Origin of the sequence: Marinobacter sp. MBR-99 (assembly GCF_040547575.1) — a bacterium.
GTDB lineage: Bacteria > Pseudomonadota > Gammaproteobacteria > Pseudomonadales > Oleiphilaceae > Marinobacter.
The window spans coordinates 70484-85308 of the sequence record NZ_JBEPPY010000020.1 but is presented as its reverse complement, the minus strand read 5'-3'; the positions used below and the strand labels follow the sequence as shown (position 1 = coordinate 85308).

General features: G+C 57.6%; 13 protein-coding genes. 6 read left to right on the top strand and 7 right to left on the bottom strand.

What is annotated here, in order from left to right; translation table 11 throughout:
* Window positions 1-158 precede the first annotated feature (158 nt).
* From ABIE59_RS16145 to ABIE59_RS16130, 4 genes are all read right to left on the bottom strand, one after another.
* On the bottom strand, window positions 159-1175 hold the full coding sequence (locus tag ABIE59_RS16145) for a nucleoid-associated protein (RefSeq protein WP_354448522.1): 1017 nt from the start codon (window positions 1173-1175) through the stop codon (window positions 159-161).
* Window positions 1176-1372: 197 nt separating this feature from the next.
* Window positions 1373-3031, bottom strand: coding sequence for a sulfate adenylyltransferase subunit CysN (gene cysN / locus ABIE59_RS16140; RefSeq protein WP_354448520.1), 1659 nt, complete (start codon window positions 3029-3031; stop codon window positions 1373-1375).
* 1 nt (window position 3032) lies between these two features.
* Window positions 3033-3947: a sulfate adenylyltransferase subunit CysD gene (gene cysD, locus ABIE59_RS16135; RefSeq protein ID WP_354448516.1), complete on the bottom strand. Its 915-nt coding sequence runs from the start codon at window positions 3945-3947 to the stop codon at window positions 3033-3035.
* A gap of 165 nt (window positions 3948-4112) precedes the next feature.
* Window positions 4113-4535, bottom strand: a complete 423-nt coding sequence (locus tag ABIE59_RS16130) for a PilZ domain-containing protein (RefSeq protein ID WP_354448514.1) — start codon at window positions 4533-4535, stop codon at window positions 4113-4115.
* A gap of 306 nt (window positions 4536-4841) precedes the next feature.
* Here ABIE59_RS16130 and rimO point away from each other — a divergent pair, with 306 nt between their 5' ends.
* Entirely contained in the window at window positions 4842-6182 is a 1341-nt protein-coding gene (gene rimO, locus ABIE59_RS16125; RefSeq protein ID WP_354448512.1) for a 30S ribosomal protein S12 methylthiotransferase RimO, read from the top strand.
* A 429-nt stretch (window positions 6183-6611) separates the two neighbouring features.
* On the opposite strand, the gene gatB is transcribed toward rimO, so the two are convergent.
* The 3 genes from gatB to gatC form a co-directional block, all read right to left on the bottom strand.
* Window positions 6612-8063 (bottom strand): Asp-tRNA(Asn)/Glu-tRNA(Gln) amidotransferase subunit GatB, encoded by a 1452-nt coding sequence (gatB, locus tag ABIE59_RS16120; protein ID WP_354448510.1) that lies wholly within the window; start codon window positions 8061-8063, stop codon window positions 6612-6614.
* A 22-nt stretch (window positions 8064-8085) separates the two neighbouring features.
* Window positions 8086-9546, bottom strand: a complete 1461-nt coding sequence (gene gatA / locus ABIE59_RS16115) for an Asp-tRNA(Asn)/Glu-tRNA(Gln) amidotransferase subunit GatA (protein ID WP_354448508.1) — start codon at window positions 9544-9546, stop codon at window positions 8086-8088.
* A gap of 66 nt (window positions 9547-9612) precedes the next feature.
* The gene (gatC, locus tag ABIE59_RS16110; RefSeq protein WP_058092033.1) at window positions 9613-9900 is read right to left on the bottom strand and encodes an Asp-tRNA(Asn)/Glu-tRNA(Gln) amidotransferase subunit GatC; all 288 of its coding nucleotides are present in this window, start codon (window positions 9898-9900) and stop codon (window positions 9613-9615) included.
* A 397-nt stretch (window positions 9901-10297) separates the two neighbouring features.
* Between gatC and ABIE59_RS16105 the strand changes: the two genes are divergently transcribed.
* Genes ABIE59_RS16105 through rng form a run of 5 tightly spaced genes read left to right on the top strand, consistent with a single transcriptional unit; the run spans window position 10298 to window position 14798 of the window.
* Complete coding sequence (locus tag ABIE59_RS16105) at window positions 10298-11341, top strand: rod shape-determining protein (RefSeq protein WP_058092032.1); 1044 nt, start codon at window positions 10298-10300, stop codon at window positions 11339-11341.
* 29 nt (window positions 11342-11370) lie between these two features.
* Window positions 11371-12237, top strand: a complete 867-nt coding sequence (gene mreC / locus ABIE59_RS16100) for a rod shape-determining protein MreC (RefSeq protein ID WP_354448529.1) — start codon at window positions 11371-11373, stop codon at window positions 12235-12237.
* Window positions 12237-12713 carry a rod shape-determining protein MreD gene (mreD, locus tag ABIE59_RS16095; RefSeq protein ID WP_354448505.1) on the top strand — a complete coding sequence of 159 codons (477 nt, stop codon included), beginning with the start codon at window positions 12237-12239 and terminating at the stop codon, window positions 12711-12713. Before mreC ends, mreD begins: the two co-directional genes overlap by 1 nt.
* Window positions 12714-12717: 4 nt before the next feature.
* A complete protein-coding gene (locus tag ABIE59_RS16090; protein ID WP_354448503.1) occupies window positions 12718-13320 on the top strand; it encodes a Maf family protein in 603 nt (200 codons plus the stop codon).
* The gene (gene rng / locus ABIE59_RS16085; RefSeq protein ID WP_354448501.1) at window positions 13317-14798 is read left to right on the top strand and encodes a ribonuclease G; all 1482 of its coding nucleotides are present in this window, start codon (window positions 13317-13319) and stop codon (window positions 14796-14798) included. The genes ABIE59_RS16090 and rng overlap by 4 nt, the downstream gene beginning before the upstream one ends.
* Window positions 14799-14825: the final 27 nt, after the last annotated feature.

Here is a 14825-nt window from a genome sequence, read left to right as displayed (position 1 = left end):
GCCCCGCCGCCCCCCACCCCCTCCGCCCGAGACCACGGGCCACCCCCCCCCCCCCGACCCCAAACCCCCCCCCCCCCCCCCCACCCCACCCCCCCCCCCCCCCCCCCCCCCCCCCCCCGCGACCCGCCCCCCAACCAGCAGGCTAGGCGAATAAAAGCTCAGTCCTCGCGAGCTTCAAGATACCGCTGCAACTGCTCCCGCAAAGCCTTGGGCAGTCGGGTGATGGTCAAGGCATCTTTGTCACGGTCGTAGTACACCGCCTGGTTCACCAGGTCTGAAGAGAATGACACACTCATACCCCCGCCAGAGCCAGCAATACGCACCAGTTTTTTCACCTTGCGATGGTCCGGATGCAGCACGCCGGTTTCCGGCATTTCCGCGTTCTTGCTGGCGAATTCCTTGAAACGCTCAGGCTGGCTTTCGTCCAGGTAGCTGGACAGGGCCTCGATGGCTACCGGTTCGCCCAGGGCGTGCTGATCCTTACAGAACTCGTAGGCCTTGGCGCGGACTTCGCCGGCTTTTTCCGGTTCGCTGGATTTGGCGAAGGCTTCTACCGCGTCCAGGAAGGTCATGGTTTCTTTCTCCACATCCACGCTGTTGGTGAAAGCGCAAAGGCGAAGGAATAGCTCACCGGGGTCGCCGGTGCCGCGGGCGTGGACGACGGTCATATAGTTATCGCTGGAGTTCTCGTTACGCCACTCGTCCAGCTCGATTCGAACCGCCAGGTTCAAGCGTGACAGGCTCAGCACGTCCGTTGCGTCCAGTTTCTGGCTACCGTCAAAACGCATGGCGCCGTCGGTTTCGAGAATAAACAGGTACACCACTTCCGAATCTGCCAGCGCGTCATGCACCACCATCAGGTGGCCGTCAAACTCTTCCTGGCTACCGTTGAGCAGTTCCTGCCACTGGCCGAACAGGCGGTCGGTCATTGCGGCGAAGGTTTGTTTGTCTTCCAGGTAGTCTTTGAGCCAGGCGCTGAAGGGGCATTCGCCGATGTCGTCTGAGAAGCGGCCGTACTTTTTGCCGGGCTTGCTGTTGAACAGGCGCTTCATCTGCTTGTGCAGGGCCTCGTAATCGCCACCGGGCTCCTGCAGGACCTCGCCGGCAACAAGGCGGGCGGGCTGGCCCGGCTGGTACTGGCTGGCGAAGGCGGTGCGCAGGTGTTTGATGGCCATTATGTTCAGCTCCTGTGGTTAACTCTGGTGGCGGGGGATTTTGCCATGTATTGGTGTGGGATTCATTTTTAGCTTTCCAGATTGGGGGGGGCGGGTCGCGGGGTGGTTGTTTGTTTTTCCAAAGAAAAATTATCCCCCACCCCGGCAAGCCCGCCCGCCAAGGTAGGGGAATCATTGCAAGCGGTCAATCTCAGACCTCAGACCCGCTGACTCCGAGCCAATTCCTGCAGAAGCCCGGCAACCGCAGCCGGAATGTCTGCCTCAGAATCAGCCGATACACCGGTGTTGGCGATGTCAGAACCAAGGTTCACGGTAACAGCCACCAAGCCATGGGCCGTCAGCAGCTGAGCCACGCGGCGGCGTTCGTCGGCGTCACCGGTGTTTTCTTCAGACACCACCACTGCCGTCTTGCCCTGGTCAAACAGCGCCCGCTCCACGGCCAGGGCCAACTGCGGGGCCTGTTTGCCGGTGCAGGCAATGATCGCCGGCTTTTGGGCCAGGCGGCGCTCGCGTTCTTCCACTGTAACCGGGTCCAGGGAATCCAGGCCATCGGTCAGGCCTGCAATCATGCCGGCGCCGACAGTCACGTTGGTCAGCCGGTCGATGACGATGAAGCTGCCAGTGGCATGGTTGCGCTGGTAGGCGTCGAACGCGATAGGCTGGTTCAGAGTCAGCTCGCACAGGCCGATTTCATTCAGCTGCAGCTGGCTCGGGTTGGGGTTCTGCTCCAGGGTGTTTACGTCGGTCTGGTGATGAATGCTTTTCACCGTTCCGGAGGTAAACGTAGGGCCCAGTTTGATGTCGTAAAGACGGCCAGTTTCCAGCGGGGCGTCGGTCATCCACACGATGTTGGCATTGAACCGGTTGTGCACCTCGGGCTCGTCTTCTGCCTTCACCAGCATATCCCCGCGACTGACGTCGATTTCATCTTCCAGGGTCAGGGTGACCGCCTGGTCGATGTAGGCTTCGCTCAGGTTGCCGTCGAAGGTAACGATTTCCTTTACCTTGCTGGTGCGGCGTGAGGGCAGGGCCATCACCGTGTCGCCCGGGCGGATCACGCCGGAGGCAATGGTGCCGCAGAAGCCCCGGAAATTCAGGTTGGGGCGGGTGACGTATTGCACCGGGAAGCGGAAGTGTTCCAGGTTCTTGTCGCGGGAGACTTCCACGGTTTCCAGTATTTCCATCAACGGCTGGCCGGTGAACCAGGGCGTGTTGTCGCTCCTGTTCACCACATTGTCGCCATCCAGGGCAGAAATCGGCACAAATCGGACATCCTTCAGGCCCAGCTTGTTGGCAAATGCCAGGTAGTCTTCACGGATCTCATTAAAGCGATCTTCACTGAAGTCCACCAGGTCCATCTTGTTGATGGCCACAACAATGTGCCGAATGCCCAGCAGGGAGGCGATGTACGAGTGCCGGCGGGTTTGGGTCATCACGCCGTGGCGGGCGTCAATCATCAGGATCGCCAGTTGCGCAGTGGAGGCACCGGTGGCCATGTTGCGGGTGTACTGCTCATGGCCCGGGGTGTCGGCGATGATGAATTTGCGCTTGTCGGTGCTGAAATAGCGGTAGGCAACATCAATGGTGATGCCCTGCTCCCGCTCCGCCTGCAGGCCGTCTACCAGCAGGGCCAGGTCCAGCTTCTCACCTGTGGTGCCCATCTTGGCGCTGTCGGATTTCAGGCTGGCCATGTGATCTTCGTAGATCATCTTGGTGTCGTGCAGCAGCCGGCCGATCAGAGTGCTCTTGCCGTCGTCCACGCTGCCGCAGGTGAGCAGGCGCAGGAGTTCCTTGTTTTCGTGCTGCTTCAGGTAAGCCAGAATATCGTCGGCGATCAAATCAGACTGGTGTGACATATCAGAAGTACCCTTCCCGCTTTTTCTGTTCCATGGAACCGGCTGAATCGTGGTCGATGACCCGCCCTTGCCGCTCTGAGCTGGTGGCCAGCAGCATTTCCTGAATGATGTCGGGCAGGGTGTTGGCTTCGGATTCAATGGCGCCGGTCAGCGGGTAGCAACCCAGCGTTCGGAAGCGTACTGATTTCATCATCGGCTTCTCGCCTTCTTTCAGCGGCATGCGGTCATCGTCTACCATAATCAGGGTACCATCCCGCTCTACCACGGGGCGCACTGCCGCGTAATACAGCGGCACGATATCGATGTTCTCTAGGTAGATGTACTGCCAGATATCCAGCTCGGTCCAGTTGGAGAGTGGGAATACACGAATACTCTCGCCTTTGTTAACCTTGCCGTTGTAGATATTCCAGAGTTCGGGGCGCTGGTTCTTCGGATCCCACCGATGATGCTCGTCGCGAAACGAATACACCCGCTCCTTGGCGCGGGATTTCTCTTCATCCCGGCGGGCACCCCCGAACGCGGCGTCGAACTTGTACTTGTTCAGGGCCTGCTTCAGAGCCTGGGTTTTCATGATGTCGGTGTGCTTGGCGCTACCGTGGGTGAATGGGCCAACGCCCTGTTTAACGCCGTCTTCGTTGATGTGCACAATCAGGTCGAGATCAAACTTCTCCGCCACGTTGTCCCGAAACGAAATCATCTCCCGGAATTTCCATGTGGTATCAACATGCAGTAGCGGAAAAGGCAGCTTGCCGGGATAAAAGGCTTTCAGAGCAAGATGCAGCATGACGGCAGAGTCTTTGCCGATGGAATAGAGCATGACCGGGTTATCGAACTCGGCCGCCACTTCCCGGATTATGTGGATGCTTTCAGCTTCCAGTTGTTTGAGATGAGTGAGGTTGTATGTGGTCATGGTCATCCGTTGCCGCAGGGGCTGTGTGATGGCTGTAAATCGGTGTGTCACTATATCAGGCGGCAGCAGGGTATAAGAAGATTTCTGGTAAGAATTTTACGTTCTAATAATATGGCGCCGAATCCCAAATGCCGGGGACTAAGAGCATGCTGCGGGGGTGTTGGTGGGGCTTCAGTGGGCGTCGTGGGCTGCTTTCCGGGCGTCACACAGCAGTTTGGCTACATAGCGATCTACGTAATCGAAGCCGTTGCCTTCAAATTCGCTGAACTGAATACCAATCTGGAATTCATTCCTGGATATTCGACGCATGTGCACGATGTTGCCATCTGCCAGTACCGTGACTGGCTGCGTTGGCAGCACTGGCACGGTAAAGCGAGTTTTCACGCCAATCCAGTGACCCGGAGCCGGCGCACGCATACCTGGAATGAGTTGTTGAACAACGTCCTGATCACAGGAAATCATCACACCGGCCCGTGACAGATTAGAAACCTTGCACGTCAGGCAGCAGCCATCGCTTTTCTCAACAGTAATCTCCGTCGACACATCGACTCGCTGCTGATTTCTGAGATTCTGTTTGGCGGGTGCAGGTTTCATTTTGATTTTTCTGGCGCCAGTTGTATCGAACGACGTTGCCTTTCCCATAATTGCCTTCCAGAAGAACGCTTAAGCGCTTGAAATTGTAGCTGCTTAAAAAGTGATCAGCAAGTTGACTGTATATATTGTTGCAGCTTTATTAAAAGTTTCTGAACACGGCGTCACATTTTGGTGCGTCATTTCGGGGTTATGCGTGGTTTTTGATGTCATATGTGGGAAGTGCAGAGCTGCAGATGATAGCCCGGTGAGTTAAAATCGCCGCCTACACACATTTGGAGCCAGGCTCCGGGATTCCTGCGGAACTTTATGACCGAGAAAATACAGAACACTGCTCAGGGCGGAAAAGTTGGCTTTATCAGCCTGGGGTGCCCCAAAGCACTGGTGGACTCAGAGCGTATCCTGACTCAGTTGCGCCTCGATGGTTACGAGGTCGTGCCCACCTACAACGATGCCGACATTGTGGTGGTTAACACCTGTGGTTTTATCGATGCGGCCAAGCAGGAATCCCTGGATGCCATCGGCGAAGCCATCAGCGAGAACGGCAAGGTGATTGTGACCGGTTGCATGGGCGTGGAAGCGGAGAAGATTCGCGAGACCCATCCCGGTGTGCTGGCGGTCTCTGGTCCTCAGGCCTATGAAGAAGTTGTGGGAGCGGTACACCAGTATGTACCGCCGAAGAAAGACCACGACCCATTCGTGGATCTGGTGCCTCCCCAGGGCATCAAGCTTACGCCAAGGCACTATGCCTACCTGAAGATATCCGAAGGCTGTAACCACAGCTGTACCTTCTGCATCATCCCGGACATGCGGGGCAAACTGGTCAGTCGCCCGATTGGTGATGTGATGGATGAGGCCAAACGGTTGGTGGATGCAGGTGTTAAAGAGTTGCTGGTGATTTCCCAGGACACCTCCGCCTACGGTGTGGATATCAAATACCGAACCGGTTTCTGGCAGGGTCGCCCGGTGAAAACGAAGATGCAGTCCCTGTGCGAGGCGCTGGGTGAGATGGGCGTATGGGTTCGCTTGCACTACGTCTATCCGTACCCCCATGTAGACGACATCATCCCGCTGATGGCCGAAGGCAAGATCCTGCCGTACCTGGACATTCCGTTCCAGCACGCCAGCCCGAAAGTACTCAAGGCCATGAAGCGCCCGGCCCACGACAGCAAGACGCTGGAACGCATCAAGACCTGGCGTGAAATCTGTCCGGACCTGACCATTCGCTCGACCTTTATTGTCGGCTTCCCCGGTGAAACCGAGGAAGACTTCCAGTACCTGCTGGATTGGCTGGATGAGGCGCAATTGGACCGCGTGGGTGCGTTTACCTACAGCCCGGTTGAAGGCGCCAGGGCCAATGAGCTGGAGGGTGCCGTACCGGAAGAGGTCAAGGAAGAGCGGCTGGCCCGCTTTATGGCAAAGCAGGCCGAGATTTCAGCGGCCCGCCTGCAGGCCAAAATCGGCAGGACGATTGATGTGCTCATCGACGAGGTTGATGAAGAGGGGGCGATTGGTCGCTCGAAGGCGGATGCGCCGGAGATTGATGGCATGGTTTACCTGAACGACGAAACCGACCTGGTTCCTGGTCAGATTGTGCAGGCTGTTGTGGAGCACGCTGACGAGCATGATCTTTGGGCTCGCTTGGTCTGACTTTTGTCGCGGTTTTTGGGCTTCGGCTCTAGCCTGCCAGTTTGGGAGCAGGGCGTGTTTGGTGGCCCTTCCCAAAAAACGCTACGAGCACATCCATGTGCGCTTCGCTCCGGCCATCCATGGCCTCCGAGATTTTTGGGAAGGGCCACCAAACACGCCCTCCCGGCCTTGGCGGGTATAGTCTAGAAGTGCTTTTGCTGTCTTGGGGGCGGTCGCAGGCAGATTGTGTGTCTTCACGATGACACCTCCGCAGTTGGGGTGCCTTGGCGGGTAGAACCTCCCAAAAATCTGGAGCGCCAGGGATGGCGCGACGAAGCCCTACAGGGACGTATTCACGGTCGTTTTTTGGGAGGTTCTACCCGCCAAGGCAGTTCCTCCCAATCCCGAAGGCTAGGGCCGAAACAAAACGGCCCACCCCAAAGCCAAAACTTAACCACCAAGCTTTCGAACAAGAATCTCGTTGAACAGCTTGGGGTTGCCCTGGCCCTTGGAGGCTTTCATCAACGGCCCCATAAAGCCGCCGAGCATCTTCTTGCGCTTCTTCGGATCGTCCTCGCCCTGGTACTGGGCCACCTGATCCGGCATCCCGGCCAGCACCTCGTCCACCATGGCTTCCAGGGCGCCGGTGTCGGAGACCTGCTTCAGGCCCTTGGCATCGATGATCGCGTCAACGTCATCGTTCTCGCCGGACCACAAGGCTTCAAACACCTTCTTCGCACCTGCTGAAGAAACCGTGTTGTCGGCAATGCGGGTGACCAGTGCGCCCAGTTGTGCGCCTGAAATCGGGGCTTCGGCCACGGTTTTCTCGTCGGCATTCAGGCGGGCGGAGAATTCGCCCTGAATCCAGTTGGCGGCCAGCTTGGCGTCTTTGCCGTACTCCACAGTTTCTTCGAAGAACGCAGACAGCTTGGCGTCGCCAGACAGCACGCCGGCGTCATAGTCGTTCAGGCCATACTGGTCCTTGAAGCGGGCCTTGCGGGCGTCTGGCAGTTCCGGCAGGCGGGCGCGGGCGTCTTCGATGAAGGCGTCGTCGATTTCCACCGGCAACAGGTCCGGGCAGGGGAAGTAGCGATAGTCGTTGGCTTCTTCCTTGGTGCGCATGGAGCGGGACTCGTCCCGGTCGCCGTTGTAAAGGCGGGTTTCCTGCACAATCCGGCCACCATCCTCAAGGATATCCATCTGACGCTCCACTTCGTGGGCGATGGCCTGCTCCATGAACCGGAAGGAATTCAGGTTCTTGGTTTCGGTGCGGGTGCCCAGGGTGTCAGAGCCTTTCGGCTTCAGGGAGATGTTCACATCAAAGCGCATAGAGCCCTGGGACATATCGCCGTCGCAGATGCCCAGCGAGGTGACGATGCTGTGCAGTTTTTTGGCGAAGGCCACGGCTTCCTCGGCGCTGGTCATGTCAGGCTCGGTGACCACCTCGATCAACGGTGTGCCGGCCCGGTTGAGGTCGATGCCGGTCATGCCGTGATAATCCTCATGCAGGGATTTACCGGCGTCTTCTTCCAGGTGGGCGTGGTGAATGCGTACCCGTTTGGTGCTGCCGTCGGCCAGGTCGATGTCCACGTAGCCGGGGCCGACAATGGGCTGGGCCAGCTGGGTGGTCTGGTAGCCTTTGGGCAGGTCCGGGTAGAAGTAGTTCTTGCGCTCGAACACCGAGCGGCGGCCGATTTCGGCGTTGGTGGCCAGGCCGAACATTACCGCATAGCGAAAGGCCTGCTCGTTGGGCACCGGCAGGGTACCGGGCATGGCCAGGTCAACGGCGTTGGCCTGGGTGTTGGGCTCGGCACCGTAAGCAGTGCTGGAGCCGGAGAAAATCTTGGTCTGGGTGGCGAGCTGAACGTGAATTTCCAGCCCGATCACGATATCCCACTGCATGTGTTCGTCTCCTAGTCCGGGCTTATTGGGGTTCACGCTGGTGCCAGTCGGTCACCTGCTGGAACTGATGGGCGGCGTTCAGCAAACGGGCTTCGGAGAAGTAATCTCCGATAATTTGAAGGCCCACTGGCAAGCCGTCGACAAACCCGGCCGGAACGGACATGGCCGGAATGCCCGCCAGGTTGATGGCGATGGTGAACACGTCTTCGAGGTACATGGACACCGGGTCAGTGTTCTTCTCACCCTGCTTGAAGGCAGGTGTCGGTGACACCGGGCTCATCAGCACGTCTACTTCCTTGAATGCATTGATGAAATCCTGCTGGATCAGGCGGCGAACCTTTTGGGCCTTCAGGTAATAGGCATCGAAGTAGCCGGCGGACAGGGCATAGGAGCCCACCAGAATCCGGCGCTTCACCTCGTTACCGAAACCCTCCGCCCGGGTGCGGGTGTACATGTCCATCAGATCTTTCGGGTCGTCACAGCGATAGCCATAACGCACGCCATCAAACCGGGACAGGTTGGCGGAGGCCTCGGCCGGGGCGATCACGTAATAAGCCGCGATGGCCAGCTTGGCGTTGGGCAGTGAAACCTCCTTCACTGTGGCACCGAGCTGTTCATATTCGCGAATCGCGTTACGAACCTGCTCTTCCATGGCCGGAGACAGTTGATCGCTGAAGTATTCCTTTGGCAGGCCAATTTTCAGGCCCTTCAACGGCTCGTTCAGGGTGGCGGTGTAATCCGGCACCTCCCTGTCGATGCTGGTGGAATCCTTTGGATCGTGGCCTGCCATTACGTTCATCATCAGTGCGGCATCTTCCGCTGTACGCGCCATCGGCCCGCCCTGATCCAGGGAGGAGGCAAAAGCGATCATTCCATAGCGAGAGACCCGGCCATAGGTCGGCTTCAGCCCGGTAATGCCGCAGAGCGCTGCCGGCTGACGGATGGAGCCGCCGGTATCGGTACCGGTCGCTGCTGGCACCAGCCGCGCCGCCACAGCAGCGGCAGAACCACCGGAAGAACCACCCGGCACCCGCTTGTTACCGCTGGCCAGGCCCCAGGGGTTGGTCACCGCGCCGTAGAAGCTGGACTCGTTGGAAGAGCCCATGGCGAACTCATCCATGTTGGTCTTGCCCAGACATACGGCACCGGCAGCCTTGAAATTAGCCGTCACCGTGGCGTCATAAGGTGGCACAAAATTGTCCAGCATCTTCGAGCCGCAGCTGGTGCGAATACCATTGGTGCAGAAAATATCCTTATGGGCAAAAGGCACCCCGGTCCAAATCGTGGCCTTACCTGCCGCCCGCATCTCATCTGCCGCTTTTGCCTCGGCCAGCGCCTGCTCGTCGGAGATGGTAATAAAGCTGTTGTACTTGCCGTCTTCCTGTTTCAGACGGTTGAGGAACTGCTGAGTCAGTTCCACACTGGAAATCTTGCCGCTCTCCAGCTCTCTGGAAAGCTCTGCTACGGATTTGTTATGCATCATCAATCCCGAAATATGTGATCGTCAGACAACCTGCCGGTTACAAAGCTATTTCAGTGGCCAGATGGCTCACTCAATGACCTTGGGTACCAGGTACAACCCATCTTCGGTAGCCGGCGCAATCGCCTGAAACGCCTCCCGCTGATTGGTCTCGGTAACCACATCCGGCCGCAGCTTCTGCACCGCATCCAGCGGATGGGCCATGGGCTCCACCGAATCGGTATCCGCTGCACTCAACTGATCCACCAGATCCAGAATATTGCCCAGATCCTTCTCCAGAGCCGAAACCTGCTCGCCATCCACCTTGATGCGGGCGAGCACGGCAACTTTCTCGATGTCCTCGCGGGAAATGCTCACGTTGCCTCCAAAAGCATGTGTGAAAACAATTTAATACAAATGGGCCCGAACGATTCAAACCGGCTGAAACAGGCACTTCTCAACTGTCCGGGGATGCCTTGGGGAGGGGCTTTCCGAAAATCTGCGGAGCCATGGATGGCGGAGCGCGAAGCGCCACATGGATGTGCCGAAGGAGCGTTTTTTGGAAAGCCCCTCCCCAAGGCATCCTTGCACCCAGAGAAAACAAGCTCGATATATTAGCAGAATCGCAACCAAGATTGGCCCCGAAACAGCACCGAAAATGTGAGAATGGTAAGCTCCGAGCCCTGATGTTGCCTTGCCTGAGAATGGCCTCACTGCTAAAGTTGCGTGATTCTTCTACATCTGCAACCGCAACTCTCAGGTTGAAACAACACGAATGTTAATCAAAAGACTCCGAGGCATCTTCTCAAGCGACCTGTCCATCGACCTGGGCACCGCCAACACCCTAATCTATGTGCGCGAACGCGGAATCGTACTTAACGAACCCTCCGTCGTTGCCATCCGCACCAGCGGTTCCCAGAAAATGGTTGCTGCCGTCGGCTCTGAAGCCAAACGCATGCTCGGCCGTACCCCGGGTAATATCACTGCCATACGCCCGATGAAAGATGGCGTGATCGCGGACTTCGTGGTTACCGAAAAGATGCTCCAGCACTTTATCCATAAAGTGCATGAGAACAGCTTTATTACTCCCAGCCCGCGAGTCCTGGTGTGCGTGCCCAGCAAGTCCACCCAGGTGGAGCGCAAGGCCATCCGTGAATCTGCGCTGGGCGCGGGTGCCAGAGAAGTGTTCCTGATTGAAGAACCCATGGCCGCGGCCATTGGCGCAGGTCTGCCGGTTGAAGAGGCCAGTGGTTCCATGATTGTCGACATCGGGGGTGGCACCACAGAAATCGCCATTATTTCCCTGAATGGCATCGTTTACGCCGAGTCTGTGAGGGTTGGCGGTGACAAGTTCGATGAGGCCATTGTCACTTATGTACGTCGTAACTACGGCAGCCTGATCGGTGATTCCACCGCCGAGCGAATCAAGCACGAAATCGGCTGTGCCTATGAAGGACTGGATATCCGTGAGATTGATGTGCGTGGTCGCAACCTCGCAGAAGGGGTGCCCCGTGCGTTCACCCTGAACAGCGAAGAGATTCTCGACGCCTTGCAGGAATCGCTCGCCCAGATTGTCCAGACTGTCAAAAGCGCGCTTGAGCAGTCTCCGCCTGAATTGGCGTCTGATATCGCTGAGCGCGGTATCGTACTGACCGGTGGTGGTGCACTGCTGAGAGGCCTAGACAAACTTATCAGTGAAGAAACCGGTCTGCCGGTGATTATCGCCGAAGATCCCCTGACCTGTGTTGCCCGCGGTGGTGGCAAGGCGCTTGAAGTCATTGATCGCGGTGGCATCGGAATGTTCTCCCAGGAGGGTTAATCCTGTGGGAGGGCTAAGCCATTAAGACCATCTTTGTCCAGGGGCCGGTGCCCGGCTTCAGGCTCTTTCTTGTGATTCTGGTGTCGGCAGCGTTGATCGCTGCCGATGCCCGTTTTGACAAGCTCACACCCGTTCGAAGTACCCTTGCCACTGGCCTGGCTCCCGTGTACTGGCTGGGTAATGCCCCCTACCGATTCAGCGACTGGTTCTCCGGGCTCTTTGTCAGCCGTGAAGATCTCCAGAGCGAAAATGAAGAACTCAAGGCCCGAATGCTGATACTCGAGCGCCGAGCACTGAAGTATGCGGCTTTGGCGTCAGAGAATAATGAATTGCGCCGCCTGCTCAACTCCTCTGAGGTATTGGATGATCGGGTGGTCGTGGGCGAAGTGGTGGGTGTCTCGCCCGATCCATTTTCCCACGAGATCATCATCAACAAAGGTCAAAGTGACGGCGTGACCACGGGGCAGGCTGTGCTGGATGCTGAAGGTTTGATGGGGCAGATAGTACAGACCAGTCAATTCACCTCGCGGGTTTTGCTGGTGTCGGACAGCAGCCATGCGGTGCCCGTCGAAGTGGTCAGGAACGGTTTGCGTTCGGTGTTGTTGGGCAACGGTGAGGTCAATCAACTGGATCTGGTGCATGTGCCGGATACTGCTGATATACGTGAAGGCGACACCCTGGTCAGCTCTGGTCTTGGTGGCCGTTTCCCCCGGGGCTATCCGGTGGCTGAGGTCAGTCAGATCATTAAGGAGCCAGGGGAACCCTTTGTGACGATTCGGGCCAGGCCCATGGCCAGACTGAACCAGAGCCGGCTTGTGCTGGTGGTGTTTCAGCCCGAGCCCCGGGAGCGCCGCGAGTCTGAGGAGCCGCAGGCCACGGAAGAGGAGGCCAACTGATGCTGTCGGTCATCAGCTACCCGCTGTTTTTCGTTACCGCTGTGCTTGCTCTGGTGTTGAGCATATCGCTGTTCCCTGTGGGCTGGTTTGAATTTCGGCCGGAATGGCTCGGGCTGGTGGTTTTTTACTGGACCTTCCGTGCACCGGCGCAGTTCGGGATCCTGATGGCCTGGTGTCTCGGGCTATTACTGGATGTACTCGAGGCCACTCCTCTGGGCACAAACGCGCTGGGTATGGCGCTCATCGCTTTCCTCGTGCTGACCATCCACCAGCGTTTGAGAATGTACCCGATACCGCAACAATGCCTGATGGTCTTCCTGTTATTGGGCATCAATCAGATGCTGGTGCACTTCATCAAGCAACTGCTGGGGGCCGATACGGCGGGCTTCAGTTACCTGTGGCCGGCATTAACCAGTGCGGTGGCCTGGCCCTTTGTCAGTGGTCTGCTGGACCGCCTGAACCGGAAGCTGGGTTAGTGCCATGAATACGCTGATTCTTGCTTCGGCCTCTCCTCGCCGTGCTGAGCTTTTACAGCAGATTGGGCTGACATTTCGGGTGCAGCCCGCGGATATCGATGAAACCGCGGTCGACGGCGAGTCTGCGGAGCATTATGTGGAGCGCCTGGCTCGTGAGAAGGCGCTGAAGGTGGCCGGCGAGAACCCCGATGCACTGGTCCTGGGCTCGGATACCTCGGTTGTGTTGCAGGGTGAGATTCTGGGTAAACCGGCTGATACTGCCGAAGCTCGAGCTACGCTGGCCCGGCTGTCTGGTCAAATGCACCAGGTGATGACAGCAGTGGCGCTGGCTCGCGGAAAGGTTTGTCAATCGTGCCTGTCGGTCACCAATGTGACCTTTCGAAGCCTGGCAGACGCCGAGATCCGGGCCTACGTTGACAGTGGCGAGCCCATGGACAAGGCCGGTAGCTACGGTATTCAGGGCCTGGGTGGTATCTTTGTCAGAGAATTGCAGGGCAGCTATAGCGCGGTGGTGGGTTTGCCCCTCCTTGAAACCGCCGGGTTGCTGGCAGAGGCCGGTTTTCCGGTCTGGCAGAAGTGGCCGAGCTGTAAGGAGAGCCAAACATGAGCGAAGAAATTCTCATCAACGTCACGCCGGTAGAAACACGGGTCGCGTTGGTCGAAAACGGCATGCTTCAGGAAGCCTACATCGAGCGGACCAGTCGCAAGGGTATTGTTGGTAATATATACAAGGGCAAGGTGGTTCGCGTGTTGCCTGGAATGGAAGCGGCGTTTGTGGATATTGGCCTGGAACGGGCGGCATTCATACATGCCTCGGATGTTGCCTGCAGCCAGTCGGGCCCGGAAGAGCCTTCGGATGGCCCGAAAACGGTACCGGATATCCGAACCCTGTTACGTGAGGGGCAGTCCCTGGTCGTTCAGGTCACCAAAGATCCCATTGGCACCAAAGGGGCCAGGTTAACAACTCAGCTATCGATTCCTTCCCGGTACCTGGTGTTCATGCCGGGCGTCAGTCATATCGGGATTTCCCAGCGGATTGAGGACGAAAACGAACGCACCCGCCTGAAGACCCTGATTGAAGAGGCCGCAGTCCAGAGTGATGATGTTCAGGGCGGTTATATTATCCGGACAGCCGCAGAGGCGGCGGCAGCCGATGATCTGATTGCCGACATGACCTACCTTCATCGGCTAAGCCAATCGATACAGGAACGGATTGGCAGTGCCCCGGCGCCATCGGTGGTTTACCAGGACTTGCCGTTGTTCATTCGCACTATCCGGGATCTGATCCGGCCGCAAACCGAGAAAGTCCGCATCGACAGCCGGGAAAGCTACCAGCGGGTGATGGATTTTGTGCAGGAGTTCGTCACGGAATTTGCCGATAAGGTGGAATATTACCCCGGTGAGCGGCCGATTTTTGATCTGTATTCTGTCGAGGACGAGATTCAGAAGGCTCTGAGCCGCAAGGTGCAGCTCAAATCCGGTGGCTACGTGATCATCGACCAGACCGAAGCGATGACCACCATTGATATCAATACCGGCGCGTTTGTCGGCCACCGCAATCTGGAAGAGACCATCTTCAAAACCAACCTGGAGGCCGCCCGGGCCATCAGCCGGCAGCTGAGGCTCAGAAACCTCGGTGGCATCATCATCATCGACTTTATCGATATGGACGACCCCGAGCATCAGCGCCAGGTGCACAGAATGCTGGAGAAAATGCTCGAGCGGGATCATGCCAAAACCAAGATCACCGGTGTCTCGGAACTGGGCCTGGTTGAGATGACCCGAAAACGCACCACAGAAAGCCTTGGGCAGGTATTGTGCGAACCCTGCCCGATCTGCGATGGTCGGGGTTTCCTGAAAACGGCAGAGACCGTCTGCTATGAGATTTTCCGTGAGATTCTTCGGGTAAACCGGGCTTATGAAGCGGAAAACTATCTGGTGATGGCGTCACAGAAAGTGGTCGATCGTCTTCTGGATGAGGAATCCGACAACGTTGCCGACCTAGAGACATTTATCAGTAAGACCATACGTTTCCAGGTAGAGCCCTTCTACAGTCAGGAACAGTACGATGTGGTCCTGCTCTGACGCCCGATAAGCGGGGCTGTCGAAGGA